33 protein-coding genes and 2 pseudogenes are annotated in these 25,470 nt (G+C 67.8%); 13 read left to right on the plus strand and 22 right to left on the minus strand.

Features of this window, described 5'->3' with window-relative positions; genetic code table 11:
* Positions 1–825 precede the first annotated feature (825 nt).
* Entirely contained in the window at positions 826–1,635 is an 810-nt protein-coding gene (locus ABD844_RS28100) for an SAM-dependent methyltransferase (RefSeq protein ID WP_425568677.1), read from the minus strand.
* 82 nt (positions 1,636–1,717) lie between these two features.
* Between ABD844_RS28100 and ABD844_RS28105 the strand changes: the two genes are divergently transcribed.
* A complete protein-coding gene (locus tag ABD844_RS28105) occupies positions 1,718–1,945 on the plus strand; it encodes a hypothetical protein (RefSeq protein ID WP_344884375.1) in 228 nt (75 codons plus the stop codon).
* Between the two features lie 122 nt (positions 1,946–2,067).
* Here ABD844_RS28105 and ABD844_RS28110 read toward each other — a convergent pair whose 3' ends face one another.
* Genes ABD844_RS28110 through ABD844_RS28120 form a run of 3 tightly spaced genes read right to left on the minus strand, consistent with a single transcriptional unit; the run spans position 2,068 to position 3,541 of the window.
* Positions 2,068–2,688 (minus strand): dihydrofolate reductase family protein, encoded by a 621-nt coding sequence (locus tag ABD844_RS28110; protein WP_344884378.1) that lies wholly within the window; start codon positions 2,686–2,688, stop codon positions 2,068–2,070.
* Positions 2,688–3,194 carry an SRPBCC family protein gene (locus ABD844_RS28115; RefSeq protein WP_344884381.1) on the minus strand — a complete coding sequence of 169 codons (507 nt, stop codon included), beginning with the start codon at positions 3,192–3,194 and terminating at the stop codon, positions 2,688–2,690. The genes ABD844_RS28110 and ABD844_RS28115 overlap by 1 nt, the downstream gene beginning before the upstream one ends.
* Positions 3,194–3,541, minus strand: coding sequence for an ArsR/SmtB family transcription factor (locus tag ABD844_RS28120; protein ID WP_344884384.1), 348 nt, complete (start codon positions 3,539–3,541; stop codon positions 3,194–3,196). Before ABD844_RS28120 ends, ABD844_RS28115 begins: the two co-directional genes overlap by 1 nt.
* A gap of 51 nt (positions 3,542–3,592) precedes the next feature.
* Here ABD844_RS28120 and ABD844_RS28125 point away from each other — a divergent pair, with 51 nt between their 5' ends.
* A complete protein-coding gene (locus ABD844_RS28125; RefSeq protein WP_344884386.1) occupies positions 3,593–3,724 on the plus strand; it encodes a hypothetical protein in 132 nt (43 codons plus the stop codon).
* A 123-nt stretch (positions 3,725–3,847) separates the two neighbouring features.
* Here ABD844_RS28125 and ABD844_RS28130 read toward each other — a convergent pair whose 3' ends face one another.
* From ABD844_RS28130 to ABD844_RS28140, 3 genes are all read right to left on the minus strand, one after another.
* Positions 3,848–5,542, minus strand: a complete 1,695-nt coding sequence (locus ABD844_RS28130; protein WP_344884388.1) for a KOW motif-containing protein — start codon at positions 5,540–5,542, stop codon at positions 3,848–3,850.
* Between the two features lie 232 nt (positions 5,543–5,774).
* Entirely contained in the window at positions 5,775–6,008 is a 234-nt protein-coding gene (locus ABD844_RS28135; RefSeq protein ID WP_344884391.1) for a hypothetical protein, read from the minus strand.
* On the minus strand, positions 6,001–6,336 hold the full coding sequence (locus ABD844_RS28140) for a hypothetical protein (protein ID WP_344884394.1): 336 nt from the start codon (positions 6,334–6,336) through the stop codon (positions 6,001–6,003). Before ABD844_RS28140 ends, ABD844_RS28135 begins: the two co-directional genes overlap by 8 nt.
* A 40-nt stretch (positions 6,337–6,376) precedes the next feature.
* On the opposite strand from ABD844_RS28140, the gene ABD844_RS28145 reads away from it, so the two are divergent.
* From ABD844_RS28145 to ABD844_RS28155, 3 genes and pseudogenes are all read left to right on the plus strand, one after another.
* Complete coding sequence (locus tag ABD844_RS28145) at positions 6,377–6,586, plus strand: hypothetical protein (protein WP_344884397.1); 210 nt, start codon at positions 6,377–6,379, stop codon at positions 6,584–6,586.
* Positions 6,587–6,785: 199 nt separating this feature from the next.
* Positions 6,786–8,438, plus strand: a complete 1,653-nt coding sequence (abc-f, locus tag ABD844_RS28150) for a ribosomal protection-like ABC-F family protein (protein WP_344884400.1) — start codon at positions 6,786–6,788, stop codon at positions 8,436–8,438.
* A gap of 59 nt (positions 8,439–8,497) precedes the next feature.
* A pseudogene (locus ABD844_RS28155) lies at positions 8,498–8,956 on the plus strand (aminoglycoside phosphotransferase family protein); the annotation flags it as partial.
* Between the two features lie 77 nt (positions 8,957–9,033).
* On the opposite strand, the gene ABD844_RS28160 reads toward ABD844_RS28155, so the two are convergent.
* Positions 9,034–10,020, minus strand: coding sequence for an MFS transporter (locus ABD844_RS28160; protein ID WP_344884403.1), 987 nt, complete (start codon positions 10,018–10,020; stop codon positions 9,034–9,036).
* Entirely contained in the window at positions 10,017–10,142 is a 126-nt protein-coding gene (locus tag ABD844_RS28165) for a hypothetical protein (protein ID WP_344884406.1), read from the minus strand. The genes ABD844_RS28160 and ABD844_RS28165 overlap by 4 nt, the downstream gene beginning before the upstream one ends.
* A gap of 111 nt (positions 10,143–10,253) precedes the next feature.
* Here ABD844_RS28165 and ABD844_RS28170 point away from each other — a divergent pair, with 111 nt between their 5' ends.
* On the plus strand, positions 10,254–11,711 hold the full coding sequence (locus ABD844_RS28170; protein WP_344884409.1) for an FAD-binding protein: 1,458 nt from the start codon (positions 10,254–10,256) through the stop codon (positions 11,709–11,711).
* Between the two features lie 283 nt (positions 11,712–11,994).
* Here ABD844_RS28170 and ABD844_RS28175 read toward each other — a convergent pair whose 3' ends face one another.
* Positions 11,995–12,216: a hypothetical protein gene (locus tag ABD844_RS28175; protein WP_344884412.1), complete on the minus strand. Its 222-nt coding sequence runs from the start codon at positions 12,214–12,216 to the stop codon at positions 11,995–11,997.
* On the opposite strand from ABD844_RS28175, the gene ABD844_RS28180 reads away from it, so the two are divergent.
* Complete coding sequence (locus ABD844_RS28180; protein ID WP_344884722.1) at positions 12,206–12,475, plus strand: hypothetical protein; 270 nt, start codon at positions 12,206–12,208, stop codon at positions 12,473–12,475. The genes ABD844_RS28175 and ABD844_RS28180 overlap by 11 nt on opposite strands.
* A gap of 17 nt (positions 12,476–12,492) precedes the next feature.
* Positions 12,493–12,612 (plus strand): pyridoxine 5'-phosphate oxidase C-terminal domain-containing protein, encoded by a 120-nt coding sequence (locus ABD844_RS28185; RefSeq protein WP_344884712.1) that lies wholly within the window; start codon positions 12,493–12,495, stop codon positions 12,610–12,612.
* Positions 12,613–12,840: 228 nt separating this feature from the next.
* Here the strand turns inward: ABD844_RS28185 and ABD844_RS28190 are convergent, their stop codons facing one another.
* On the minus strand, positions 12,841–13,317 hold the full coding sequence (locus tag ABD844_RS28190; protein WP_344884415.1) for a hypothetical protein: 477 nt from the start codon (positions 13,315–13,317) through the stop codon (positions 12,841–12,843).
* Between the two features lie 271 nt (positions 13,318–13,588).
* Here ABD844_RS28190 and ABD844_RS53290 point away from each other — a divergent pair.
* A pseudogene (locus tag ABD844_RS53290) lies at positions 13,589–13,708 on the plus strand (hypothetical protein); the annotation flags it as partial.
* A gap of 139 nt (positions 13,709–13,847) precedes the next feature.
* Positions 13,848–14,258, plus strand: a complete 411-nt coding sequence (locus tag ABD844_RS28195) for a recombinase family protein (protein WP_344884418.1) — start codon at positions 13,848–13,850, stop codon at positions 14,256–14,258.
* Here ABD844_RS28195 and ABD844_RS28200 read toward each other — a convergent pair.
* Complete coding sequence (locus ABD844_RS28200) at positions 14,240–14,647, minus strand: MerR family transcriptional regulator (RefSeq protein ID WP_344884421.1); 408 nt, start codon at positions 14,645–14,647, stop codon at positions 14,240–14,242. The genes ABD844_RS28195 and ABD844_RS28200 overlap by 19 nt on opposite strands.
* 59 nt (positions 14,648–14,706) lie before the next feature.
* On the opposite strand from ABD844_RS28200, the gene ABD844_RS28205 reads away from it, so the two are divergent.
* Positions 14,707–15,414 carry an SDR family oxidoreductase gene (locus tag ABD844_RS28205; protein WP_344884424.1) on the plus strand — a complete coding sequence of 236 codons (708 nt, stop codon included), beginning with the start codon at positions 14,707–14,709 and terminating at the stop codon, positions 15,412–15,414.
* A gap of 226 nt (positions 15,415–15,640) precedes the next feature.
* Here ABD844_RS28205 and ABD844_RS28210 read toward each other — a convergent pair whose 3' ends face one another.
* The 4 genes from ABD844_RS28210 to ABD844_RS28225 all read right to left on the minus strand — a co-directional run bounded on the left by ABD844_RS28210 (position 15,641) and on the right by ABD844_RS28225 (position 20,482).
* Positions 15,641–16,081 carry a hypothetical protein gene (locus tag ABD844_RS28210; protein ID WP_344884427.1) on the minus strand — a complete coding sequence of 147 codons (441 nt, stop codon included), beginning with the start codon at positions 16,079–16,081 and terminating at the stop codon, positions 15,641–15,643.
* A complete protein-coding gene (locus ABD844_RS28215) occupies positions 16,078–16,911 on the minus strand; it encodes an IS5 family transposase (RefSeq protein ID WP_344884430.1) in 834 nt (277 codons plus the stop codon). The genes ABD844_RS28210 and ABD844_RS28215 overlap by 4 nt, the downstream gene beginning before the upstream one ends.
* 128 nt (positions 16,912–17,039) lie before the next feature.
* Positions 17,040–17,531, minus strand: coding sequence for a hypothetical protein (locus ABD844_RS28220; protein WP_344884433.1), 492 nt, complete (start codon positions 17,529–17,531; stop codon positions 17,040–17,042).
* The gene (locus ABD844_RS28225) at positions 17,528–20,482 is read right to left on the minus strand and encodes an RHS repeat domain-containing protein (RefSeq protein WP_344884435.1); all 2,955 of its coding nucleotides are present in this window, start codon (positions 20,480–20,482) and stop codon (positions 17,528–17,530) included. The genes ABD844_RS28220 and ABD844_RS28225 overlap by 4 nt, the downstream gene beginning before the upstream one ends.
* Before the next feature lie 420 nt (positions 20,483–20,902).
* Here ABD844_RS28225 and ABD844_RS28230 point away from each other — a divergent pair, with 420 nt between their 5' ends.
* Complete coding sequence (locus ABD844_RS28230) at positions 20,903–21,148, plus strand: hypothetical protein (protein WP_344884438.1); 246 nt, start codon at positions 20,903–20,905, stop codon at positions 21,146–21,148.
* A 4-nt stretch (positions 21,149–21,152) separates the two neighbouring features.
* On the opposite strand, the gene ABD844_RS28235 is transcribed toward ABD844_RS28230, so the two are convergent.
* Positions 21,153–21,638, minus strand: coding sequence for a hypothetical protein (locus ABD844_RS28235; RefSeq protein WP_344884441.1), 486 nt, complete (start codon positions 21,636–21,638; stop codon positions 21,153–21,155).
* Between the two features lie 261 nt (positions 21,639–21,899).
* Here ABD844_RS28235 and ABD844_RS28240 point away from each other — a divergent pair, with 261 nt between their 5' ends.
* Positions 21,900–22,058: a hypothetical protein gene (locus ABD844_RS28240; RefSeq protein WP_344884444.1), complete on the plus strand. Its 159-nt coding sequence runs from the start codon at positions 21,900–21,902 to the stop codon at positions 22,056–22,058.
* A gap of 130 nt (positions 22,059–22,188) precedes the next feature.
* Here ABD844_RS28240 and ABD844_RS28245 read toward each other — a convergent pair whose 3' ends face one another.
* The 5 genes from ABD844_RS28245 to ABD844_RS28265 all read right to left on the minus strand — a co-directional run bounded on the left by ABD844_RS28245 (position 22,189) and on the right by ABD844_RS28265 (position 25,438).
* The gene (locus ABD844_RS28245) at positions 22,189–22,392 is read right to left on the minus strand and encodes a hypothetical protein (protein ID WP_344884447.1); all 204 of its coding nucleotides are present in this window, start codon (positions 22,390–22,392) and stop codon (positions 22,189–22,191) included.
* 422 nt (positions 22,393–22,814) lie between these two features.
* Positions 22,815–22,994 carry a hypothetical protein gene (locus tag ABD844_RS28250; RefSeq protein ID WP_344884450.1) on the minus strand — a complete coding sequence of 60 codons (180 nt, stop codon included), beginning with the start codon at positions 22,992–22,994 and terminating at the stop codon, positions 22,815–22,817.
* Between the two features lie 32 nt (positions 22,995–23,026).
* Entirely contained in the window at positions 23,027–23,695 is a 669-nt protein-coding gene (locus ABD844_RS28255) for a Type 1 glutamine amidotransferase-like domain-containing protein (protein ID WP_344884453.1), read from the minus strand.
* A gap of 85 nt (positions 23,696–23,780) precedes the next feature.
* Positions 23,781–24,356 carry an alpha-ketoglutarate-dependent dioxygenase AlkB gene (locus tag ABD844_RS28260; RefSeq protein ID WP_344884456.1) on the minus strand — a complete coding sequence of 192 codons (576 nt, stop codon included), beginning with the start codon at positions 24,354–24,356 and terminating at the stop codon, positions 23,781–23,783.
* 251 nt (positions 24,357–24,607) lie between these two features.
* Entirely contained in the window at positions 24,608–25,438 is an 831-nt protein-coding gene (locus tag ABD844_RS28265; protein WP_344884459.1) for a phosphotransferase enzyme family protein, read from the minus strand.
* Positions 25,439–25,470: the final 32 nt, after the last annotated feature.

Genomic DNA, 25,470 nt, shown 5'->3' on the forward strand with positions numbered 1-25,470 from the left:
AACTACCTGGAGTCAGCGGTCAACGCCGGGCTCGTCCCCGAGCTCGCGAGCCGCTGATCATCCCTCAGCTCGGCTGCGGAACTGCCCATGCGGCGTCGCGCTTGGCCACCAGATCGCCGATGTCGTCCTCCCCCAGGAACGGATGGTCGTCGTAGGCGCGCAGCCGCCTGAGCATCTCATCGCGGCTGACACCGGGACAGGTCGGCCCGGCTTGGGGCTGAACGGCCGCGTCGGCTCGATGAGGTGCTGAATCCAGTCGGCCACCCGGTCCGGCTCGGGCACAATCTCCTCCCGCCGGACGCCCAGCGGGTTCTGGTGAGCGAGTTCGCCGGGCTGCCGATCAGGATCACGGTGCTCGCTGGGGCGCCAACCAGCAAGCCTCGGACCAGGGCACCTGCAGGTGCCCCTCAAGGCCATAGTGGACCGACACCTCGCCGCGGTACTCGCCGTTGTAGATGGACGTCGCATAGCCGATGAGGTTGACCGCATCGCCATGTCGGCGGATCGTCTCGACGATCGATCACCCGGATGTACGAGATCTGTGCAGGGCGACGCGAATCGCTACTCTCTGTCACTCCTGCACTGTGTCGTAGCCATCAGCCGCGCGACCCCCATTTCCGCGGCGGCGTGCCGCAGGTTGGCCGAACGGGTCGGGCCGCGCAAGCCAAGCTGGAAGCAGGAAGCTGATATCCCTGGTCAGGACCTATATGGCGGCTGGTACCACGTCGCTCCCCCGCGGTTGGACACGTCTTGGCAATGAGGAACGGTGCAGTCAGGCGCGGCGGCCTCGGCACCTGCTGCGTACAACGCTCCGGCCTGTGGCCTCTATGGCTTGCGTGCGACCCCGCACCACTGGTCGACCTCGACCGGCAGGCTGCCGTCGTACTCTGGCTCGGTGCGCCACCGTGAGCACGAGACCCAGCCTGGTTCCACCACCTCAAGGCCGTCGAAGAACTCGGCGATCCGCTCCGGGGTCCGCAGCTTCAGTTTCGGCTGAGCGTCGATATTCCATACGCGGACCGCTTCGGCGGTGGCCTCGCCGTTGACCGCTGTGGTGGTGTTGGCCACTGCCACGTAGCTTCCGGACGGCACGGCGGTCAGTAGCCGGTCGATGATGCGCTGCAGTTCGTCGTCGTCGCTGATGAAATGCATGACGCCCAGCAGCATGATCGCCACCGGCTGGGAGAAGTCCAGCGTCTTGGCCGCCTCCCGCAGGATGATCTCCGGGTCATGCAGGTCGGCGTCGAGATAGTCGGTGGCACCTTCCGCAGAGCTGGTCAGGAGGGCTCGTGCGTGCACCAGTACCAGCGGATCGTTGTCGACGTACACGATCCGCGACTCTGGGGCCACCCGCTGCGCGACCTCGTGGGTGTTGTCCTGGGACGGTAGCCCTGTGCCGATGTCAAGAAACTGCCGGATCCCCGCCTCGGCCGCCAGGTACCGCACAGCCCGCCCCAGGAACAGCCGGTCGGCCCGTGCCAGCTCGATCACCACGGGAAAGATCTTCTGAACCCGGTCCCCGACCTCGCGATCCGCCGGAAAATGGTCTTTGCCGCCCAGCCAGTAATTCCAGATCCGTGCCGTGTGCGGCACGTGCGACCGGAGTTTGTCCTCGACGACGGGTTCGTCGGCCATCATCAGCCCTTCCAGAAACAGTGGCGAAGTTGCTAGATCACCGGACTCCAAGCGTATCGGCCGCGGACCGTCGGCCAGTGGGATGCTGCGCACCACCGCCCAGCGCGCCCGCGAGGCCGCGCGCCAGAGCACCAAGTACACCCAGGCCCTCCGCAACGGCGCGGGCTACCACCCCGCCGCGGGTACGACAGCCACCGCCAGCGAGGACGACCGCTCAGGCGGCCACGAGTTCGAGTACGAACAGGTGACCGACCTGTTCCGCGCGGAGAGCAACGCGGCAGACGTCGCCGAATACGGCGAGCCCGCGTAGTCACGAGGGAGCTACTCAGCGGCCGGGGACATGTTCGGGAGCGGGGAGGGCCCTGACTCTCAGAGCGTCGAGGATCTCACCGCGCTGCTGACCTCTGCGGGGAAGCGCTGAGGTCGAGACAGTTACCGCTCCCGGACCGCGTAGGTCAGGTGGGTCACCCGCTGCGTCGGCTCCGCGCGGACCGGCTCCAGGGCCACGCGGCCCGCGTCCACGCCCTCGAACAGGCGGATTCCGGAGCCGAACAGCACGGGCGAGAGCGCGATCGAGAACTCGTCGACCAGGCCGGCGTTCACGTACTCCAGGATCGTCGCGCCGCCGCCCGCGATGCGGACGTCGCGGTCGCCGGCGGCCTCGCGGGCCTGGTCGAGCGCGGTCTCGATGCCGTCGTTGACGAAGTGGAAGGTGGTCCCACCCGGCCGCTCCCAGGGGTCACGCTTCTCGTGCGTCACGACGAACACTGGCGTGTGGAACGGCGCCTCCTCCGGCCACATCTGCTCGCCGGCGTCGAACATACGCTTGCCCATCACGCTCGCGCCGGTGCGCTCGAACGTCTCCCGCGCGATGTCGTTGTCGCGGCCCTCCTCGCCGCCCCCGCCGAGCTTCAGGTTCTCCCGGAAGAACCGCAGCGGGAATATCCACCGCTGCAGTTCCATCCACTGCCGCCCCATCAAATCCTCGGAGGACTCGGGTGCGATGAAACCGTCCAGCGACATCGACACGCTGAAGAACACCTTCCCGGCCATCAGCCCTCAACTCCCTTCCGAACGATCTCGGTGACGTAGGTAGCCAGGTTGCCCAGGGTCTGCCGGCCGCCCTCGATCGCGTGGTATTTCTCGACCGCTTCGTCGCGCAGCTCCTTGGTGGGGAACACCGTGCGCATCTCGATCCGGGTCGCCACCCCGTCGGGCGCGAACGCGAGGACCGACTCGAAGGCGTTCGGGTCGCCGCGGTATTCGCCGTGCAGCAGTGCGATCCCCTCCGGCGGGACGATCTCGGTCCACCTGATCCACTCCTGGTAGTCCGTCCCGTCCGGCCCGTGCATCACGAAGTCCCACTCCCCGCCGACGCGGAACTCGAACGCCCGCGTGGTGGTGGTGAACCCCTCCGGCCCCCACCACCGCGACAGGTGCCGTACCTCGGTGAACGCCTCGAACACCAGCTCTCGTGGGGCGTCGATGACCCTGGAGATCACAATCTCGCGGTCGGCCGTCGCGGACTGCGCCGGCGCTCCTTGTCCCGTCTCGCTCATCAGTTACTTCTTTCCTGTCTTGCCTGCTTGAGGTCCTGCACGTACGCGTCCAGCCGGTCGAAGCTCTCGTTCCAGAACTGCTCGAACCCGCCGGTCCACTCGTGGACCGGTCGCAGCCCGCGGGCGTCCAGGCCGTACAGGCGCTGCTTGCCTGCCTTGCGGTCCCGCACCAGCCCCACCTCCCGGAGCACCCGCAGGTGCTTGGACGCCCCCGGCTGGGTCATCCCCAGCTCCTGGGCCACCTCGGTCACCGGCCGCTCACCCGCCCGCAGCAGCGCCAGGATCTCCCGGCGCTGCGGCTCGGCGATCGCGTTGAAGACGTCCGACGTCGTCGCTGCTCGTGCCATGGCAGCCATCATATTCCGATATAGGCATGCGTCAAGCCGGAGGAATCGACCGTGACCCGCCTGATCGTCGGCTCCACGGACGGGCCGGCGCCGTACAAGTCGATGGAGGAGCGGAACGAGGCCGATCCCGCCGTGCCGCGCGAGGCGTTCGATGACGTCGTGGACGACCTGCTTGACCCATAGCACCCGCGGGCCGTCGCGGGGGCCGAGTTTGTGGCCTGGCCCGAGCCGTGGGCTGCCCTCTGGCGGCGGTGCCTCACCGACGGCCCTGCTGTCCAGGTCTGGAGTGCGATGGTGGTGAGCGCGTCAGGTCACTTCGAGGACGTGCACCTGAGGGAGATTGCGGTGGCGGTGGTGGGCTTGGGCGATCGCAGCGAGGTTGTCGCGTCCCAAGGCGCGGTAGGCCATGGTGAGTAGCTCGTTTGCATGGCATTCGAGTTCGGGGTCTCCTGCGCTGATCCAGTGCAGGTCACGGCCGAGAGTGAGAGCGTCGGCGGGGTATCCGGCGGCGTTGCGGCGCCGTGCCTCGGTGATGTGGGCTTCCCGGACGGCTGGGTCGTAGGTCAACTCCTTGCGCAGGGCTGTGCAGAAGTCGTAGTCGTTCCATGGTCTCTGTCGGCCGCGCTCAATCGCGGTGTCACCGTCGACGAGCGCGCCGCCGCCGTCCAGGGTCTCGAGCCGATCCGGACCTCCGTGCTCGAGCAGGTCCGGGGAGGCTCTGTAGGCGTCGTGATAGTCCTCGCCCTGTTCGCCGCGGTCGCCGGTCTCGAAGGTCATCAGGACCTCGCGCAGCAGCCGTAGCCGGTGCCGTCGTACGACCACCTCAGGGTCCATGGGATCGGCCGGCTCATCATCCCGATCTCCGAGGTGGCGCCATCCCCATTCGAGCGTGTCCCGGACGGCCTCAAGAGGGGTACGCGATGGGAGGCCCACGCCGCCACCGTCGTTGTTGTAGTAGGAGGCAACGCCGGTGCAGGTGAGGCCGTCGTCGTACCAGAGCCCGAAATGCAGCCCGTCGGAGCCGCCGTGCATGAACGTGAGGAACTCGGGCGGGTCGCGGTAGTAGCGACCGTGTACTCGCACATCGATGCCGGCCCGGGAACTGCGTTCGGGATCATCGAACAGGTCCATGATCCCGAACGGGGACAGTTCCAGATCGTCGAGGGCCTGCTTTTCGGTCGGGCCCAGGGACAGCAGGAAGGCCCTAAACCGGAAGATCGGGTCGGGCAGCCGGAATCCCCAGTCGCGGGCAAGGCGTTCCTCGATCGCGGCGCGCTCATGCTCCACCTGGGCCACGGCGGCCGACCTCACCTGCTCGTATTGTTCCTGTGCTCGGTTGGCCGCCTTCCAGACCGCGTAGTCACGCAGGTCGGCGGCGGAACGCGATGCGGCCCGCCGACGGTGGGCCCGTTCCCACAGCGTCGGCGGCGGATCGGGATGCCCGGATATCGTTGCCGGCAACCGTTCCTCGGCAGTGGAGCGGTCGATGCCCGAGTACCGCAACCGGCGCTCTTCCCGGGCAGCCTCAACCGGCAGCCAGCGGCCGGAGTCGGCCGCCACCCGCCTTCTCGCCTCACCGGCCGGCAGGGGAGCGATCTCCTGATCGAACGCGCGCAACGCCACCGCCCTGTGCCGCTGCACATGGGCGTCAACCTCGGCACACAACGCGGTGTAAGCGTCCCACTCCTGGGCCAGATCCTCCTCGGGAAGATCGACGCGCTCGAGAAAGAACTCGAACTTCTCCCCATACCCGAGGTCGTCGTATTGCGCCGCTATCCGCTCCCGCAGCCCCGCATGGACCTCCCCGTCGGCCTCCGCCTCGCTGGACCACAGCGCAGGTATGTCCTCGGGATGCTCCAGTTGGTCCCGATGGAGTTCCACCGCTGTTGGCCGGCCGAATACCGTCACACGCGCTGTCAACCTGTCCCCGTCCACAGAGACGATCTCTGCATCAAAGCCAGCGAACGGGCCATCGACAATCCTCACGAACTGACGCTCCACGGTGGGTCCCCTATCGGCACGGACAATCTCTGAGGCAGCATGCTAGAGATCGCCACGGACATGCGGACCCGACAGGGGGCTTGCGCTCCCACCGCGCCTGCTGGAGAGGACCTCGGGCCAGAGGCCAAAAGCAAGGTTCAGCCCGACCGCAGCCCTACGCCGGACAGATCTTTGGTGACTTCCGGCGATGACTCCCACTGAGCATCCATCGCGTACAGGCCTTCGGCACTCCTTACCCATTGTTCTGACCTCCTGGACCTTCGGCCATCCACCGGTCGGCGGGCCGCTTCCCGCTGACCGCCGCAAGGCGGGTGTGGAGGCGGTCGGCCTGGTTGGCGACGTGGCGGTGCGGGCAGCTACGGCCCAGCTCCAGCACCTCCGCCGGGGTGGCGTGAGGCGGACGCTCCAGCAACGCGCCGATGGCCTTGACCTCAGACAGCCTGGCCGTGGTGGGAGTCTCAGCCATGGTCGCCTCGCTCCGCCTGGCCGCCGGCGAAACTCCAGAAGTTGGCGAGCGCCTTCTCCGCCTCCGCCATGTCGGCGAAGTGCGTCAGCCCGCCTTCGTCCTCGTCGTAGGTGCACTGGCAGCAGGTGCAGGTGACCGCGATCGCACGTGTGGTCGAGCCGGCAGCGGGCTGGACCTCAGCGACGACGACACCATCACGCCCGAGGCCACCATGGAGATGCTCGAGCCGGTGATCGCGCTCCTGCGGGGCCTCCCAGGGCAGCACCGGCAAGCTCTCACCGACCTGATCAACCAGTTCGCGCACCAGGAAACCGACCCTGACCGGCATCTGACGGCCTGGGACGCTCGTGCACGTAAACACTCTGCCGGTGCAGCAGGTATCGGCCGAACCGGCGTGGGCGAAGAAGCTCTCGGATGAAGACCGGCGCGGTCTGACCGCGCTGTTCTGGTCCAACGTCAACCCGTACGGCACCTTCCGCCTGGACATGAACACGCGCCTCAACCTGGAGACGACCGCTGCCGTGCCCCGCCCGCGGACCTTCGCGGATACGGCCCGGCCGAGCGCAGAGCACCGATGAGTGACTTCCCATGCCTCACCGTCCCAGGATGAGCGGGGTGCTGCGGATCACGGACTTCGTGTCCCGCACGAATTGGAGCGAGACGATTCGTCTTGTTATTGTGGGGCCATGGCTTTCCTTTTCTTCGTCTGAGTCCGGGCACGGCCCCTGCCGCCGTTTCTGCTGCCCGTAGACCCTTCGTATGCCTAGGGAAAGTCCTATGCGCGACCGCGCTCATACCGCCCTGCCCACCACCGTCCCCGCTGCGGCGCAGCTGTCTGTCAAGTCCGTCACCAAGTCGTATGGCACCCGGACCATCCTCGACCAGATCTCCTTCACCGTCCGGCCGGGCGAGAAGGCCGCCGTCATTGGTGAGAACGGCTCCGGCAAGTCCACCTTGCTGCGGCTGCTCGCCACGGCCGAGACGCCGGACGCCGGGGAGGTCACCGTCCGCTTTCCCGGCGGAACCGGCCACCTTGCCCAGACCCTCGACCTCGACGCGGACTGCACCGTGCAGGACGCCGTCGACCTTGCTCTGACCGAAATGCGCGATATGGAGCGAAGGCTCCGTGCCGCAGAGGAGTCCCTCGCCGACGCGTCGGACGAGGAGCTTGCCGCGTACGGCGAGCTGTTGATCGCTTACGAGGAACGCGGCGGATACGAGGCGGACGCCCATGTGGATGCCGCCATGCACGGGCTCGGGCTGGCCCGGATCACCCGGGAGCGCCTGCTCAGCTCACTGTCCGGCGGCGAGCAGTCGCGCCTCGCGCTCGCCTGCGTCCTGGCCGCCGCTCCCGAACTGCTGCTCTTGGACGAACCGACGAACCACCTCGACGCGGCGGCCGTGCGCTGGCTGGAGGAACACCTGCGCGCACACCGCGGCACCGTCGTCGCAGTCACCCACGACCGCGGCTTCCTGGAGCGCATCGCCACCACGATCCTCGAGGTCGACCGGGACGAGTGCACCGTGCGCCGGTACGGCGACGGCTGGGCTGGCTACCGCGCCGCGAAGGCCGCCGCCCGGCGCGGAGCGGAGCAGCGGTACGCGGACTGGGTCGAGGAGGTGGCCCGCACAGAGGAACTGCTGGGGGCCGCAGGCATGAGGCTGGCCACCACCGGCCGCGACCCGAAGCAGGGCTTCGGCAAGCACCGCCGCTCCAGCGAGGCGAAGCTCGGCGGGCAGGTGCGCTCGGTGCGGGAGCGACTGGATTGGCTGCGGCGCAACCCGGTGGCGGAGCCGCAGGTACCACTCAGGTTCACGACGGCGCTGCCGTCGGCGGCCGGCGGCCCGGTCCAGGGCACACTCGCCGAGCTCGACAACGTACGGGTCGGGGAACGGCTGCGCCTGGACGGGCTCCTGGCGATCGAGCCCGGAGGGCGCCTCCTTGTCACGGGCGAGAACGGCGCGGGCAAGACGACGCTGCTTCGCGTCCTGGCGGGCGACCTGCAGCCAGACGCGGGCACGGCGCGCCGCCCCGCCCGGATCGGCTACCTCACTCAGGAACTGCCCGTGCACGCCACGCGGCTGACGCTGCTCGCCGCGTTCGCCACCGGGCTTCCCGGGCTGCCGGACGAGTACGCCGGACAGCTCCTGTCCCTGGGCCTGTTCCGTGAACAGGACCTGCACGTCCCGGTCACCGCACTGTCCGTGGGACAGCAGCGGCGGCTGCAGATCGCGACCCTGGTGACCCGGCCTGCGGACCTCCTCGTCCTCGACGAGCCAACCAACCACATCGCACTCGACCTGGTCGAGGATCTTCAGGTGGCGCTCGCGGCGTACCCAGGTGCGGTGGTCGCGGTCTCGCACGATCGCGACTTCCGTGCGCGCTTCGAAGCCGAGCAGCTGGAACTGGACGCCGGCCGCAGGCGCTGACCCGGTCCGGCCCGCCCTGAATCGCTTGACCTCCATCAATCCACTGAAACAAGCGATCCATGACCACCTTCCTGACACCACAACAGCGCGCCGACCGCACCTCCGCCGCCGTCGAGGCAGCCGTCGCGGCCGGGTGTGAGCTCGGCCTGACCGTTACCGAGCCCACGGTGCTCCACGACGTCTTCTCGGTCGTCGTCCACCTGGCCCCCTCGCCGGTCCCCCGGATTCCCACCGTCCTGCCCCGCCCGGACGACCTGGCCGCCATCGCGCGCCGCCAGCAGGACGAGCTGGATGTCACACGGTGGCTGGCCGACCAGATGATCCCCGTGATCGCGCCCAGCCCGCTCGTGCCGCGCGAACCCGTGCAGCGCGACGGGTTCTCGATGACGTTCTGGCCGTTCGTCGAGGAGGCCAGGGACAAGGAACCCGACTACGTCGCGAACGCCGAGAGCGTCGCCGACCTGCACGCGGCACTGCGCGCCTACCCGGGCCGCCGCCTGGAGTTCCTGTCCGCGGCGGCATGAGCCGCTGATACCGAACCCTGACGATCAGACAGCTCTTCGAGAACCCCACGCCGGCCCATCTGAGCGGGCTGCTATGACGCCGGCTGCAGGGAGAGTCGGCCTGCGGAGCGCGGCGGACGGAAGGCAGGCAGGTAGCGGCGATCGAGATCAGCGACATCGCGCCCGCCAGGACCGCCGACGTCGCGACCGGGCCGATCGATCCCACCAGGAGCCCACCCACCAGGCTGCCCAGCGGAATCGTGCCTCAGGCCACGAAACGGGCGGCGCTTTGCGTACGGCCCTGCAGGTGGTCGGGGGTGAGCGCGTAGCGGTCTCAGCCGGCGCAGGATCCACGGCGTCACCAGCGATCCGAGTACGGCCCCCGCCCCCAGGAAGGCGAAGACGCCACCGATGAACGCGGGCGACGCCCCCAACTCCCCCGCGCGCACGATCAGCACCAGCGACAGCGGCGTGAAGACGATGTCGCTGACGCCGATGAGCACCACCAAGGTGCTGAGCATCCGCTGTCTGAGCAGCCAGGCGACGCCCTCGCGGATGTCGGCCACCACGCGCAGTGGGGTGCGCTCGCGGGTCTCCTGCAACTCCGGCCTGACGAGCAGGACGCGCACGAAGGACGCCACGTACGTCACGGTGCTGAACAGGAACGGCAGCATCCGGCTGAGCCCGAACAGGACCCCGCCCAGCGGCTGACCCGCCAGCTCGGCGCCGTACTCCCTGGCCTGGTTCTGCGCGAGCGCGGCCGGTAGCTGGGACCGGTCGACGACGTGCGGCAGCGCGGCCGACTCCGCGAGCTGGAAGAAGACGAACAGGGCACCTTCCACGAAGGCCACCAGCGCGACATGCGCCAGCGTGGCCCGGCCCGTCAGGAGCGCGACCACCAGAGTGCCCACGACCCCGGCGGCCAGCGGCGAGCCGGTGACGGCCAGGACCAGCAGAGGGTAGGCGAGCGTGGTCGCCCTGGCTCCGATCGTCGAGCAGACCTGCCCGATCCGCAGGAGCATGAAGTCCCTGTTGCGCCACAGGGACGGCAGCTTGGCGTCCACCTCCTCGCCGCTCATTTGAGCGCCGCCAGCAGCAGTCTCGGCGTGGTCGGCAACAACGACCGGGTGAGGCGTGCCTCTTCCAGAAGCACGTGTGTGGCCGGCCCGCCCAGCTCCCGCCGGAGCAGGTCGGCCGCCACGAGCGCCGTGGTAACCCTTTTGTGGCTGTCATCCGGTTTCGTTCGGGTAGCGTCGCCGGGTGCCGTCGGCGATGATCGACGCGACGTGACCGGGCTGCGAAAGGATCGGGTATGACGTGGCATCCGTGGAGACAGGAGTTCCTCACGGCGGGGGCGGCCGTGGTCGGCTTCGACCCGTCCACGCGCACGTGGGTCACCGACGCCGCCCAGTCTCAGGGGATGGTCGACCTGCCGCCGCTGAAGGGCAAGGTGGTGACCGATCCCGCCTCGCGTGGCCAGGCGGCCGACGACTTCGGGCACCTGGTCCATCGGACCCCCGGGGCCGTGCTGGAGCCCGGCGCCGTGTCGGACATCATGCTGATGATGAAGTACTGCCGGACGCACAGCCTGCAGGTGGCCGCGCGCGGCCAGGGACACGCCACCTTCGGTCAGGGCCAGGTCGCGGACGGTCTGATCATCGACATGACCCCGCTCAACGCGGTTGAGGTGCGGGAGGACACGGCCGTCGTGGAGGCGGGCGCGCTCTGGAGCAGATTGGCGCAGGCGACCCTGGCCCACGGCCTGACCCCTCCGGTCTTCACCGACTACCTGGAGCTCTCGGTCGGCGGCACGCTCTCGGTGGGCGGTGTCGGCGGCCAGACCCACCACCACGGATCCCAGGCGGACAACGTCCTGGAGCTGGAGGTCGTCACGGGGGATGCCAGCCTGAGGAGGTGTTCCGCGCAGCTGCGCCCCGACCTCTTCCGCGCGGTGCTGGCTGGAAGAGGACAGTGCGGCATCATCACCAAGGCCACCGTGCGCCTGCTGCCCGCCCCCGCGACGGTCCGCCACTACCTGCTCTCCTACCCGAGCGTCGCCGCGCTGACCGCCGACCAGCGGCGCGTGGTCGCCGACGGCCGCTTCGCCTACGTGGAGGGAGAGCTCGGGCTGCCGACCGGCTCCGCCGGCTGGAGTTACCAGCTTGAAGCGGTCGCCTTCTTCAACGGTACGACCCCGCCCGACGACGCCAGGCTTCTCGACGGTCTGGGCGACCAGCCCGGCGACCGGCAGATCCAGGACATGTCCTACTTCGACTTCCTCAACCGGCTCGCCGCGGGCGTCGCCTATCTGAAGTCCACAGGCGAGTGGTACCGACCGCACCCCTGGTGGAACATGTTCCTGCCCGCGAGCCGCACCGACGCCTTCGTGGAGGCCGCCATCAAGGACCTGACCGAGACCGAGGTCGGCGCCAGCGGCGTGGTCCTGCTCTATCCCTTCCCCCGCGCCCGCCTGCACCTGCCCTTACTGCGCACACCCGACGAGGAGACGGTCTTCCTCTTCACACTGCTCAGAACCGCCTCGCACGGAGCCGAAAGCCCGCAGGACATGGTGGAGGCCAACCGTTCCCTCTACCTGCGCGCCCAAGCCGTCGGGGGTTACCAGTACCCGGTCGGCTCCATACCCACCACGCCTGAGGAGTGGCTCACCCACTACGGCCCCGCATGGGCCGCCTTCGAGGCGGCCCATGAACGCTACGACCCCGACGGAATCCTCACTCCGGGCCAGGGCGTCTTCCCTCCGGGACCGTGAAGTCCGCAGCCTCGGTCGCGTCTTCACGACCGTCTCCCATTGGGCTCGGGCCTTCTTTCGGCCCCGGAGCCGTTTGTACTTGTTGCGTGAGCACCAGCATGCAACATCCCGAAGGCCGCCGGCAGATGTGGGAGACCGTCGACGACATCCAAGCCAGGATCGATCGGGGCGGCCGTTCGATGAGGTCATCGCCGAGATCGCCGCCAAGCGCGGGACCGAGTTGCCCTCCCTGGCCGAGATCCGTGATCGGCGACGATCACAGCCTCAGGGTTTGCTCTCGCGGTCAGGTCGTCGCCGGCTGGTTGAGTCGGGCTTCCAGGTTGGCGATCATCTCGGTGAGCAGACCGGTGTCGTGACGCCTGACCACCTGTGGGCCGATCGTGTCGATGCCGACGATCTTCGTGATGCACTCGTCGGCGGCCTTGGCCATGGTGTCGAGCTCGGCGCGGGCGATCGGGCCTGGACTGACGGAGGCGAAGGTGGTGGCGCGGTGCATGTTCTTCATGGCCGTCATCGCGTTCCGGGCGGCGGACATCGCGTCGCGGGCAGGACATCGCGTCGGGGCGCTGAACTCATCACCAAGCCCTGAGCGCATGCAGTGGGTGACCCAGACCCGGCGCCGGTCAGCGTCGCGCCGGGCGGAGTCGGCCGACGGCATGAAGCGCTCCAGGCGGTCGCGCGACGACCCGGCCGATCTCGACAACGCCTTCGAGCGGGCTCAGGCGAGAATCGCCGCCGACCACGGCCTGATCGCCCTGGCCTGATCGTCCCGGCCTGGAGCCTGTATGCCGTCACGGCTGAGGAAGTCGAGTTCTGGAACGCCGATCACGACCGCCGTCATACTCGCCTGCCGTACCGGCGCGCCGGAGCCGCCTGGTCCCGTCGGCGGCTCTGGCCCTGATCGCGTGGCTGACGGCGTGGCGGACGTGTCCGAGGCGGTCCGTCCCCCCGGATGAGCGGCGAGATCCGGGGGTGGCGGAGGAGAACCCCTGGGTGCTGACGCGGCGCAGGCGGGCTCCGGCCTGCGCCGCCATCGACGACCTTGTCTCGGAGGGCTGTCACGCCCTGGCAAGCGCGGCGGGCGGGCCTTCGATCCGCTCGCCACAGCACTTTCGCCGCGATCCGGCGATCACCACCAAGCGGTGCAGCGAACGTGCGGCGGATCGTGGCGACCCCACCTCAGACAGGCCCGGAACTGCCAGTTGGCGTCGGAGCTGGCGCGCTGCGCCGCGCTGGTCTTCGTCTGACCGCCGGAGCTCACCTCGAACGGACCGCACTGGAGCCAGGTCCTGCCCCCGTTCTGGGTCCAGTCCATCCACACGCTGTCGCCCCACAGGGTGTCCCCACCCAGGTGAGCCCAACCGCGGGTGACGCCACGGACCGAGCCGACGTAGAGAGTGGCGGTCCGTCCGAAGATGCTGACCGGCGCCACCGGCGCCTGCGCGCCCCGCAGGGTGTCGGGGATGTCGACGAAGCCGTTGGCGCCCCGCTCACAGTCCTGCGGCGCGGCGGCGGCGGGGGACGCTCCCATCGTCACGACCTGTGCCGTGAGCAGTCCCGTGGCGAACGCGAGGGTCAGCGCTCGCCGGCGAATCCGGGTAAACATGCGACGTCTTTCCTTCCTGGTCAAGGTGGCATTCATCGCGATCTCCCTGGTGAAGTCGCGGCGAGCCCCTGTCGATCGCGGAAGCGACGCCGTTTCGGACGGGGAACGACGCGACACACCGAGTCAACCAAGGACGGCTGTCGTATCGCTGTCCTGGCTATGTCGCGCCCGAGCTGCCTCTTGACCTGCACGGACGTGGGTTTCGGCAGGCGGCCCTCGCACCGGACACCCTAGGTGCGGTCCTGAAGGGGAACGTTCCGGGTCGCCCTGCCGAACCGGCCGGGGCAAGGTGGTCGTCCAGTACCACACTGCCCGCTTCCGGCTCGAGCCCGCACTCGCCAAGGCGCTCAACGTCCCCATCCCGTCCCTCCGCAAGCCGGGCACAGCCTGAGCACGGCTGTCTCGCCCCGCCGCGGCCAGCGCCGACCCGGCCGGGCACGCGCGTATCGGCTACGCCCGCGCCTCGCGCCGCCGGCATCGGACTGGAGTTCCTCATCGGTGACGTGCAGGGCTCCCATGATCCCTCGGGCGTGGCGTTCACCGTGCTCGCGGCCCTGTCGGGGATGGAACGCGAATACATCCGCGACCGCACCCTGGAGGGCCATGAATCCGGCCGTGCCCGCGGCAAAGCCGTCGCCAGCGCCGCCGTCACCGACGAGCACATGCTGTCCATGGCGCTGCATCTGCGCGACCAGGACCTCAGCCTCCGCGAGACCGCCTCCCGCCCGGTCATCACCCAGGGCGCCGAGAAAGGCCGACACCCTCCCCGGCCACCGTCATGCGCATGCTCCGCGACCACGACACCAGCATCGCCGAGCTGGATGCGGGAGCCGACTCAGCCGGTGCTCCCCCGGAAGTGCCCGAACGTTTTCGGCGTAACGGATCGCGTTCTTGGCATCGAGCCCGAGCCGAGCCGCGGCTATCACGGCGTCGCGGAGTGACTCGCCTGCGCGGCAACGTCTCGGTCCGCGATCCACGCGCAGCCGCTGGCCGGGCTTTCGGTGGAGGCGATGACCGCGTCCAGGTTGTCACGAGTACGAGCCAGCGCGGCGATCTGGGCGTCGATGCGATCACGCTCGGCAGCCAGCCGGGAACGCGATTCGGGAGTGCTGACCTTGGCATCGACGCAGGGCAGCAGTTCGGCGATGGTCCGGCTGGACAGGCCGGCGGAGTAGAGCGTCTGGATCAGCTGAACGCGGTCGGCCGCCGACTCGGGATAGTGACGCTGCCCGGACTCGCTCCGGTCCGCCTCCAGCAGCTCCTGCTCCTCGTAGTAACGCAAGGCCCGCACGCTGACGCCCGACCGCGCCGCCAACTCGCCGATACGCACCGTGACCTCCATCACAACACTTGCCTCTGACGTCAACGTCAGGTTTTAGCCTATCCGGCATGCAAATCAACGGAGCACATGTGCTGGTCACCGGCGCCAACCGGGGCCTGGGCCGGCAATTCGTCCTTTCCCTCCTCGACCGCGGCGCCGGCAAGGTGTACGCCACCGCCCGCCGTCCCGACCTCATCGACGTACCGGGAGTCATCCCGCTGCGCCTGGACATCACGGACCCGGCGTCGATCGCCGCCGCGTCCGCCGCGGCACCCGACGTCAAGATCGTCATCAACAACGCAGGCATCTCCACCGGCGCGAACCTCATCACCGGCGACCTGGACACGATCCGCCGCGAGATGGACACCCACTTCTACGGCACCCTCAACGTGATCCGCGCCTTCGCGCCCCAACTGGCCGACGGCGCGATCCTCAACGTCCTGTCCGCGATCTCCTGGCTCGCCTTCAACGGCGCGGGCGCCTACCACGCGGCCAAGGCCGCCGAATGGGCGCTCACCAACAGCGTCCGCCTGGAACTGGCCGACCAGCGCACCCTGGTGACGGGCCTGCACCTGGGCGCCGCGGACACCGACATGATGGCCTGGTACGACGGCGACAAGACCGCCCCCGAGGCGATCGTCGCGGCAGCCCTGGACGGCATCGAAGCGCATCGGTCCGAGGTGCTCGCCGACGCCTGGAGCCGCCAGGTGAAGGCGTGGCTGTCCGAGGACCCGAGCGTCATCTACCGGGAAGCCGAGGCCGCCCTCACGGCCTGACCTTCAGGCCGGGCCCGTACGTGAACCGCACTCGGCAGCCAGGCCACCGGCCAGGACTGGACCGATCGGCTCAGGCCGCCTCGACCTCCTCGTCTTCACCATCCACGCAAGACGAACGACGCGGACGACAGACCTTCAGAATTTCTGAAAGTGCGTTCCGCGAGCTAATGTCCCTTTCGTCGTTGGGATTGGGATAGGTCGGCTGGTCGGAAGCTCACCGTTCGGGCTATCGGCGTGGCTGGGTGAACAATCCCGGCTCGGTCTCGACGAGGATGCCGCGGCTTGCCAGGCGTTTGAGCTTGGCGCGGACGTTCTGGATGGCGTTCTGCGTCAGCGGCAAGTCCATGGCCAGGTCGCGGGCGCGCAGGGAGCCGCCGATCTCGCCGAAGACGGTGAGGATCTGCTGGTAGGCGGGGTGTTCGGGGATCACGGGAGGAGTTGCGGCCGGCTCGGCCGGGGCAGGGTCCTCCTCGGCAAGGGAGATGAGGGTCTTGCGGCTGATCCGCAGGTGCTCGACCTGCTCGCTGAGTTCGCCCAGACGCGCGGTCAGCGTGTCGATCTCTGTCTGGGTCTGCTCGATCTGGCAGGTCAGGAAGTGCTCGCGGGTGTCGATCCGGTCCAGGAGCCAGGTGCCGGGGTCGGGCTGGCGAGCGTTGGACCTGGTCATGTCCACCGCTCAGGCGGGGCGGTGCCACGGGTCAGGCGGCGGGACATCACGTCGGTCATCGCCCAATACACCCGTGATTCGGAACTGGCCGGAAGGTGCTCGTAGTCGCGGACCAGACGGCGGTGGAACATCAAGATGCCGTACGTCTGCTCCACGACCCATCTCTTGGGCTGGGGGACGAAGCCCCTGTCGGCGGGGTTACGCTCGACGATCTCCACGTCGATCCCCAGACTGGCGCCATGCGCGAGGACCGTGTTCTTGAACCCCTGGTCGGCCAGCGCCTTGGTCACCGTGCCCCCGGTGCCGGCGGCGACCCGGTCCAGCAGGGCGATCCCGGTGGTGTTCTCGTGGGCCGAGGCGGCCAGCATGACCACGGCGATGACCAGCCCCAGCACGTCCACTGCCAAGCCCCGTTTTCTCCCTGGTACTCGCTTCGCGGCGTCCTTGCCGGTCGTGGAGGCGGGAACCCCGGCCGCGACGTGGACGCTCTGGGTGTCCAGCACGACCAGGCTCGGGTCGGCTAATCGTTTCTTCTTCTCGCGCAGATGCCAGCGCAGCAGGTCGTGGATCGTCTTGTCGGTGCCGTCATCGCGCCACTTGCCGAAGTAGTAGTACGTCGCGCTCTTGGGTGGCAGGTCGTGCGGGAGATAGTCCCATTGGACGCCGGTTCGTCCCTGGTAGCGGATGGCGTTGACGATCTCGCGTAACTCGTAGTTGCCCTCGTGGCCGCTGACAGACGGGTGCGCGGCCTTCCACGCCGTGAGCACTGGCTCGATCAGTGCCCACTGGGCGTCGGATAAGTCGCTCGGGTACGGCTTGCGCTCGGTCACGCGGCCATCCCAGCACATCCGAGCCCGCCGACCGGCGGTAACGCTACAAATCCATCCGATCACACTGTGACATCACTGGCATAGACTCACGAACCGCACTCTCAAGAGTCCGCACTGCTGGGATTACCTCAGTGGGCTTGCGGCTCCTCGGACACCTCGAGAAAAACGAGCGACCGCTTCTCGACCGAAGCTTCCTCCAGGCTCGCAAGAACATCTGGATTATCTTCGAAGTAGGCCGGATGGAATGGACGCAAGACCAGGCGTGTATTCTTCCACTGCGAAGAGTGCATCAGCACAATCGTCGGTCGATTTTCAGTGACGATCGTCCATTTGCGTTCAGTCAGCAAGGCGGCAGTGGCCGTATTGAGCGCCGCCTGACCATTCGCAACGCCAACGTCCACAACCAGCACATTCGTGATCTGTGTCCCGTCCCCCCATCCGGTTTCAGAGCTGAACTCCGCCTGAACTGCACCGATACTGCGGATATCGTCGAGAGCGGCAGGGGGCACCCGTAACACCACAGGGAAGGGCGTTGAGCAGCCAGAGTTCAGCAACAGCGTGCCGAGGATGATAGCAGCCACCGCAGCACTGCGAACGACCTGAGGAACGAACGTCGTCAATCGCAATTTTGCCAGCCTATCCTGTTGCATGCCCAGTACTCATCGACCGCGCCACCGGGTTTCCACCATTCTTGGAGTTTTTTGCGGCGCTCCACACCGGTAGCCGCGGATGCGCCGGCAAGCGCGTTGTCATTGAAGCCGCTCTCTGCCCAGGCCCGGAAGTTCTTGGTGGTGAGTTTTGTATTGCCAGACGCAGGATTATCCACCGTCACACCAGAACATCCACAATAGGCGATCGCCGCCTCCGCGTCGTTCAGATAGTGTCGAGAGCCGCCCTTCATGTACCAGACGTTCTCTTTGAGGTGGCGCATCCAGGCGGCCGCGAGGTGTATCGCCCTGTTCGGGTCCAGCGCCTCTTTCAGATAATCACCGAGCGGCCTGCTTTCCCACTCCTTCTTCCCATAGTGCTTCATCATTAGTATGCGAACTTTGTAGAGCTCAAGCTGCGCCAGCCCAACAGATGCACCCGACCCCAGATTCTTGGGATTATTACGGTCGCTGAGAATCCCGCCAAACCAGTCAGCGGTAAGACTGATGGCTCCGAACTTGTTGGCGAGGGTATTCAGCTCCCAGAACAGGACGGCCGTCAGATACTTTTTATCAATGCCATGGTTGGCGGCAGCACGGGTGATGGCGCCATGGTACTTAAGGAGCGACTTGAACATGCTGTAGTACTTGAAGCGGGAGGCAACTGATCCGTTGCCGGTGTTCTTCGGCAGTGCCGCGTAGCCTTTGGTCGGACGCGTTGCCGAATAATTCTGCATCTCTCGCCACTGCCTGAGCTTCATGCTCTTAGGATTGGACTTCGCCGCCCGCTCCATCACGGCAAAGCTTTCCAAGCCTCCCGCCTTCGCCCAGTTGAACGCCAGCAACTCGTCAGTCAGCGTCGGTGACCAGCTTGCCATGTAGTCATTCTGCACCTTTTCGTCGGCGAACCAGAAGCTGACCTGGTCGACAGGCCGGCCGTTCGGCATGACTTCGAAACCCAGCCTCTCGACTTCGTCCTCGCCGAGCCAGAATTTCTTCTCGTTCTCCAGCTCAATCATCCGAGCCCAGCTCGGGTCGACGGTGGCGCCGCCGCAAGACTGAATGTCGCAGGCCACCGCGCCGCTCCCGATGTCTTCCCTGCCGCAGGAGCCGATGCATTGTCCCCCTGATGCAGCGGAGCTGCTGTAGCCGCCGCCCGGGATGGTGGTGTAGCCGCCGCTCGACCCTGAGCCGCCGTAGCCGACCCCAGCGAGAGATCCGCTGTCAATGGTGTAGTGGCCGGTGGGGTCAATGCCGGTGAGGGGTGAGGCGTTGGCGTAGGTGTAGCGGTTGGCTTGGACGGAGGGGTTGGGGGTGAGGGTGGCGGTGTCGCGGCTGGTGAAGGTGCCGGTGCCGGGTTGGTACCAGCGGGCGTGCATGTTGACTTGCCGGTAGCCGGGGTCGGTGTATTCGCCCTGGTAGCCGAGTTGGGTTTTGGTGCCGGTCTGGGCGGTGACGGTGCCGATGGGGTCGTAGGCGGTGGAGGTTTGCAGGGTGGCGGTGTGGGTGCCGACCAGGTCGCCGTGCAGGTCGCTGAACGCCGCCGCGGCGCTGGTGCCTTCCTTGAGGCCGAGCAGGCCGCCGGTGAGGTCGCGGGCGTATGTGGCCTGGAGGGTGCCGCTGTCGGTGATGGCGGCCAGGTCGTTGCCGAGCCCGGAGTAGGTGAAGGTGTTCTTGGTGGTGCCGCGGGTGCGGCTGGTCATGCGGTCGAGGGCGTCGTAGCTGTAGAGGCTGTCGCCGTCGGCGATGAGCCTGTCGAAGGCGTCGAAGGTGTAGCTGGTGGTGGAGCCGGTTTTGGTGCTGGTGGCCAGGGTGCCGCGTGGAGTGTAGGTGTAGTCGGTGCCGTCGCCGCTGGTTAGGCGGTTGCGTTCGTCGTAGGTGAACGTCGCGGCCCCGGCTTTGGTGCGGTTGCCGGCGGCGTCCCACTCATAAGGGGTGGTTGTGCCGCCGGGGGCGGTCCAGGAGGTGAGGCGTCCGGCGTGGTCGTAGGCGTAGGTGTTGGTGCCCGCTCCGGCGGTGCCGGTGGTGGTCTTGGTGGTGAGGTTGTCGTTCTTGTCCCAGCCGTAGGCGATGCTGGCGAGCTGGGTGCCGGAGCCGTTCTTCAGCGTCTGGCCGGTGATGCGGTCCATGTCGTCGTAGTCGATGCTCTGGGTGGAGGCTGTGCCGGTGGTGGCGGTGACGGTCTTCAGGCGGCTGGCGGGGTCGTAGCCGTAGGTGAGAGTACGGCTGGTGACCGGGTCGGTCGTGGTCTTGATCCGGTTGGCGCCATCGTAGGTGAAGGTGGCAGTTCCGGCCGCGTCGATGCGCTGGAGGGGGGAGCCAAGCCCGTCGTAGGCGTAGGCGGTCTCCTGGACGGTGCCGCGCGAGACCTTCAGCGGCAGGCCGCGGTCGTTGTAATCGACCGTCAGGTCACCGGCGGTGGTTGAGCGGCCGGCAAGGTCGTAGCCGAAGGTCCGCTCGGCCGTGGCGGCGCCGCCTCCCGCGCCGGTCTCCTTGGTGAGACGGCCCAGATCGTCGAAGGTACGGTCGGTGCGCACTCCGCCGGGCTGGATGGTCGCCGTCTGGTTGCCCGCAGCGTCGTAGAGGTGGGTCCAGGTGCGGTCGGCCGCATCCGGGTGCGCCGTGGTGGAGGGCTCGGTCACCGTCTCGGCCAGGCCGAGGGTGTTGTAGCCGGTCCAGGTGGCGTTGCCGCGGCCGTCGGTGAGGCGGGTACGGGCGCCGGTGGCGTCGTAGCCGAAACTCGTGGTGATCGACTCACTCGATGAGACCGGCTCTACCAGTGAGGTGGCCCGGTTCAGCGCGTCGAAGGTCTGCCGGGTGACGTGGCCCTCGGGGGAGGTGGCGCTGGTCGGGTTGCCTGCTGGGTCGTAGCCGTAGCCGTACGTCCGCAGCACCGCGCCGTTCTTGTCCACGTCCCTGGCCACGGTCTTACGGTCACGCCGCCTCAGACGCCCATCGGACTCGATGCCGGGGCCGACGAAGGAGGCCTGCGGCGGCGACCGCCCCAGCCCGTATCGAAGCCCGGCCGCCGTCCGCGACCTGGCCACGGCTCCGCCCTGGACGATGCCGCGCTGGCGAAGTTCCTGGACGAGAACGGCAAGCTGCTGTCAGCCCGCGGCGCGACGCAATGGGCTGGACACAGGCCGTGAACGAAGGTTTCCGGCATCGACAAGCTCGGCCCGCAGGCGGTGCAGCGCGAGAACACCGGCCTGCTCACTCAGGCGATCGGCGACTTGGAAGCCCGGCTTACCGAGTCGGCAGCAGGCTGACCAGGGACGCCTCCCGTGTCCTGCCAGCCGTCCCCGAACGCGCCACACGCCCAACGACCGGCCAGGAGCCCCATCGTGACCCCGCTCGAACGCATCCTCGCCAAGGCTCTTACCGAGATCGTCATCAGGCTTGATCTCAGCGACGACGACGCCATCACACCCGAGGCCACGATGGAGGTGCTCCGACCGGTGATCGCCCTCCTGCAGGAACCTCCCCGGGCAGGATCCCGGCCGTCGACGGCGCCGAGCCGCTCAATGCCCCGGTACGGTGTGGGCACGGCAATGCCGCCGCCCCCCGTTGGGCGGGTGGGCGGGCGTTGAGCGGTCAGAGGCCGAAGGCCAGCTCGCTGAGCGTGTCGCTGAGCGTGGTGAGCAATCGCCGGTCCCAGGCCTCTCCGTAGTCCTCCACATAGCCGTACGTGTCGAGCCGGTAGGTCTGGTACTGCCTCTCCTCGCTGGCCGCCATGCCGATCCGTTGCCGCTCGGCGTCCGTCAGCGGGGGTTCGCCCGCCCGCCGCCGGTCGGCTTTGGCCCATGCGACGGCGTCGTAGTAAGACTTCTCGTACGCGTACTGGGAGGTGTCCTTCGTCGACTGGGGATGCAGGGACTGCCACTCACGGGTCATCTCGTAACCCACGACCTCGCTGCGCGCCTCCTCCCTGATCCGGGCCTCGATGAACTCGTCGCGGCTCATCCTGTTCGGGTCGATCCCCATGCGGTGCTTCGCGTGGCCGACCTCATGGACGAACGTCTCGGCGAGTTCCTCGGGTGACCGGCCCTCGCCGGTCCGGACCCGGATGAGGTTGAACATGGCGCTGTAGTCGCCGAGACGTTCCTCGCCTCCGGACTTCGAAGGTGTAAATCACGGTGACGCCGTGTTCGCGAGCCCAGGCGAGCGCCGCCCGGCCGGTGGGGGTCTGGTTGAGGATCTTTTCGACTTCCCGCTGCGTACCCTCGTCGTTGCTGCCGACGCCGAGTAGTACCGCTTGCCTGGCGAGGACCCCGGTGACCCATCGCGGCGGGGACCCAGTGCGGCCATGACGCCATCCTGGCCGCAGCCTGGCGCGCGCCCGTGACGGCGACCGTCGCGATGTTGCGTTCCACCTGGACGAGGGCCAACCTGAGCGCGTTGCGGGTACCCGTGACCCGCCTGATGGTCAGGAAGAACCCCATGGCCGGGCCGAACCGGAACGCCTGGACGATCGAGACGAGCAGGACCGTCAGCAGGTAGATGACCAGCAGCTTCCAGAGCACCACGATGACGGTCATGGCGCCGGTGGCCAACGAGGCGTTCCCGGAGTCGTTCCAACTGCTCCAGCACACCGTCCGCGGCCTGCCACTTGCCGTCGAACGTGTCCACGTCATCGCCCTTGTTGCCCGCCGCCCCGGATGTGCCTCGCGGCGGCGTCCGCCTGTCCCGCGGCCTCCTGCGCCGCGGAGCCGACCTCCATCCATGCCTGCGCCTCATGGAGATTCCGCTCCTCGTTCCACTCTTTCGACCACGGAGCCTCGTCGCGCACCATGTCGTACACGCCGGACAGTCCGGCGGGCAGGTCTAGGCCCACGGCCGCTCACCGGCGGGCCACACCGCTCGCGCGGCCTCCACGTTCGCCTGTTCGGTCGTCGTGTAGTTCCGCTCCGTCTCCGCCAGCTTGGCGGCGACGTCACGCAGCCGTGCGGCCGCGGAGCTGAAGGTCTGCGATGCCAGGCCAGGCAGGCCAGCCGGCGTACACCGCGGCGAACTCGGCCCCCGGGCGTTCGGGCTCGGCCGCCGGGGCGGTGCACCGGTCCGAGGCGCCGCTGGATTCTTCTCTCATGCCATGAGCCCCGTGCCGCCTCTCCCCTATGGAGGCATAGCGTAGTGAGCGATCTATCTGCTATAGGCGTTGATCGCTACAGTTCAACGCATCACGTGTTCACCTTGAGAACTCCATGCGGCAGCAGCCGGATGACCGTCTCGACAGGTGAACACGGCGAGCTGAGGACGTCAGAACAGCTCCTCCTGGTCTCCAGCCTTCGCCGCCGGAACCCCGCCGAACGGCCCATACCGATCATCGCGCATGATCGAGCAGCGCAGGGCGGCCAGGATGCTGCCCCGATTGGGGTGGGTCGGGGTGATGGCCACTCCACAGATACCGTCGGTGGCGCAGTCGATGAACCAGGTCACCCACGGCTTACGCAGTTGGCTGGCGTCGGTGGCTAGGAGGAAAAGGACCTCCAGTGCCCCTCGGAGACGACCTCGACGGTGCCGTCGGTCACCTTGATGGCCGTCTGGTCGTCGATGGCGTACGCCGGACCCGCGATGTCGGCGGCCCATCTTTCGGCCTCAGCCATGGTGTTTCCCGGCATGAGCTCGTGCCCCAGGTGCGGGAAGATCGAGAAGTCGACGACCCCTAGGGTGCGGTCGCTTCCGGTGGGCGGCGTCCATTCGACGAAGTAGTCACCGATCCGGGGGGTCATCACCATGCTTCCGGCGCTCACCCCCACCCAGACCGTCTCGGGCAGCGACGGCAGGAGATCCGTCAGCCCGGACTGCCGCATCCAGTGGCACAGGTACGTCGCATCGCCGCCGTCCACCAGCAGGACGTCAGCCTCCCGGACCCAGGGTACCCAGCGGTCCTTGCCGATGCTGTGCAGTGCGGTGAGCTCGAGGAGGCCCACCGACTTCCAGCCCAGGTCGCACATGGGTGCCGGGGTCTGTCCGGCGATGAAGCGCCAGGCTGAGGCTGGTGTGCACATGGGGTGGCCATACTCCGCAGTAGGGATGCAGAGGGCACTGGCGTCGGCGATCGGCTTGCCCAGCAGGTCGACCAGCGCGTCGCGAAGGCTCGTGTTCGTGACGCCTCCGGACGTGAGAAGAAGCTTCAAGATGTCTCCTGATTCGAGTGCGATGGAGCGATGTGACGTGTAGACCTGGGACCACCGCGAGACTCATCGCTGCTGGGGGCAGAACTCACCTGCATGCCCTCGATACAGCCGCCTTTTGAACAACCGTCCGCAACGTCACGGACACCCGCCGGCCGCGAGGCACCCGTCCGTCTGGGCCAAGGTCGCTCTTGCGCGCCGGGATGGCATGCCGCCAGGTGAATCGCGCCGGGCCGGTCATCACGCAGAGACTGCCGGGTTCGAGACGTACTGGTACGCGCGTCTTGTTCTCCGGGTGGGTGAACTCCATAGCGCACGCCGACAGCAGGCTGACCGAGGCTACGACCGGTCCAAAGCTGGGGACGTGGTCGACGTGGGCGCTGATGCCCTGACCAGGCAGGTACTCGTTCACGATCACCTGGTCAGGTGGTCGGTCGAAGTGGCCGTCCTCGTGCAGCCGCAGGGCCAGCGTCGCCGCCCAGCCTGGTAGTGGCGGGGCCGGAGCGTCGCCCACGCCACGACTGCCATAGTCGTAGCGATGCCCGTAGTGCTGGACGCGCCGCCGTAGCTGCGACGACCAAGGCGCGGTGTCGATGTCTGCCGTTAGTCGCCGCTGACCGTCCTCGTCCAGCCAGTGGTGAACGAGTAGAAGACCTGGAACCATGATCGAAGATATATTCGATCATGGTTCATACAGTCCAGGGTTCGTACTTGCCTCTACAGCCCAAGCAGTACGCCGACATCCGGGCCCGCAGACCCCAACCGCCGAAGTGCGGTCACTTCTCTGTCTCGGCTCATCGAGCCTGATGCATGAGCATGGCGCTGACCTGCAGTGCATCAGTTGTGCTGATTCGCGAACAAGCCATGCAGCTCAGCGAAGCTGATGCGCGCAGCAGATGAGGTGTGGGTGGACGGTCACCGGTGGGCGATTCCGGCTGTGATGGCCGGGCCCTCCTGCTGTATCCATGCCTCGGCACGAGGCAGCCGATCCTTCACCCCCTCGTCCCAGAAACGCCGGAACACCGGGTCTCTTTCGGCTGCGGCGCGCATGTTGACGTGGAAACGGCCGATCATCGTGGTGGCCGCGGGGACCAGGACGCGGCGCTGCTCCGACGTCATGCCGTAGGCGTCAGCGAACACCGCAACGCGGTGCGGGATGTCAAGGTCGCGGAAGGCGGGCGCCCGGTCCTCGGGATGCATCAGCGGTGCCCAGTAGTAGAGGGCATTGGCGATGTCGTCGACCGTGGGCTTGGCCAGGTCGAAGTCGATGAGCGCCGCGGGCCGGCCGTCGCGGAAGACGACGTTACCTGGGCAGTAATCGCGGTGGCTCACCAGCAGCGGCTCACCGTCCGGGGCCGAGTTCCGGACCCGCATCCCGGGGATCCCGCCCCAGACGGCGCCCTCAGGCGCGACCCAGCCCTCGGCGACGTCGTGCAGCCGCCGGATGAGCTGCGCCAGTGCGACCAGCACCTCCTCCCTCGCCGTCTCCGGCGGGAGTGGTTCACGGGGAACGTCACCGGGAACGAAGGACAACACCTCGCGGCCCCGCTCGTCGAGCCCGAGAGGGACGGGCGCCTCGGAGAAGCCTGCGGCGTGCAGGTGCGCCAGGTAAGCCTGGATCGTCAGGGAGAAGGGCCGGACCGGGCGGCGCACGGTATCCCCGACCCGCACGATCTCTTGGGTGACGCCGTCACCGACCAGCGGTACCTCATCGCACTGGTCGATGCCACGACTCGGGTCGGTCACGGGCGCTCCACGGGTGTTGGTTCCACGGTTGT

The sequence above is a fragment of the Nonomuraea antimicrobica genome (assembly GCF_039536965.1).
GTDB lineage: Bacteria > Actinomycetota > Actinomycetes > Streptosporangiales > Streptosporangiaceae > Nonomuraea > Nonomuraea antimicrobica.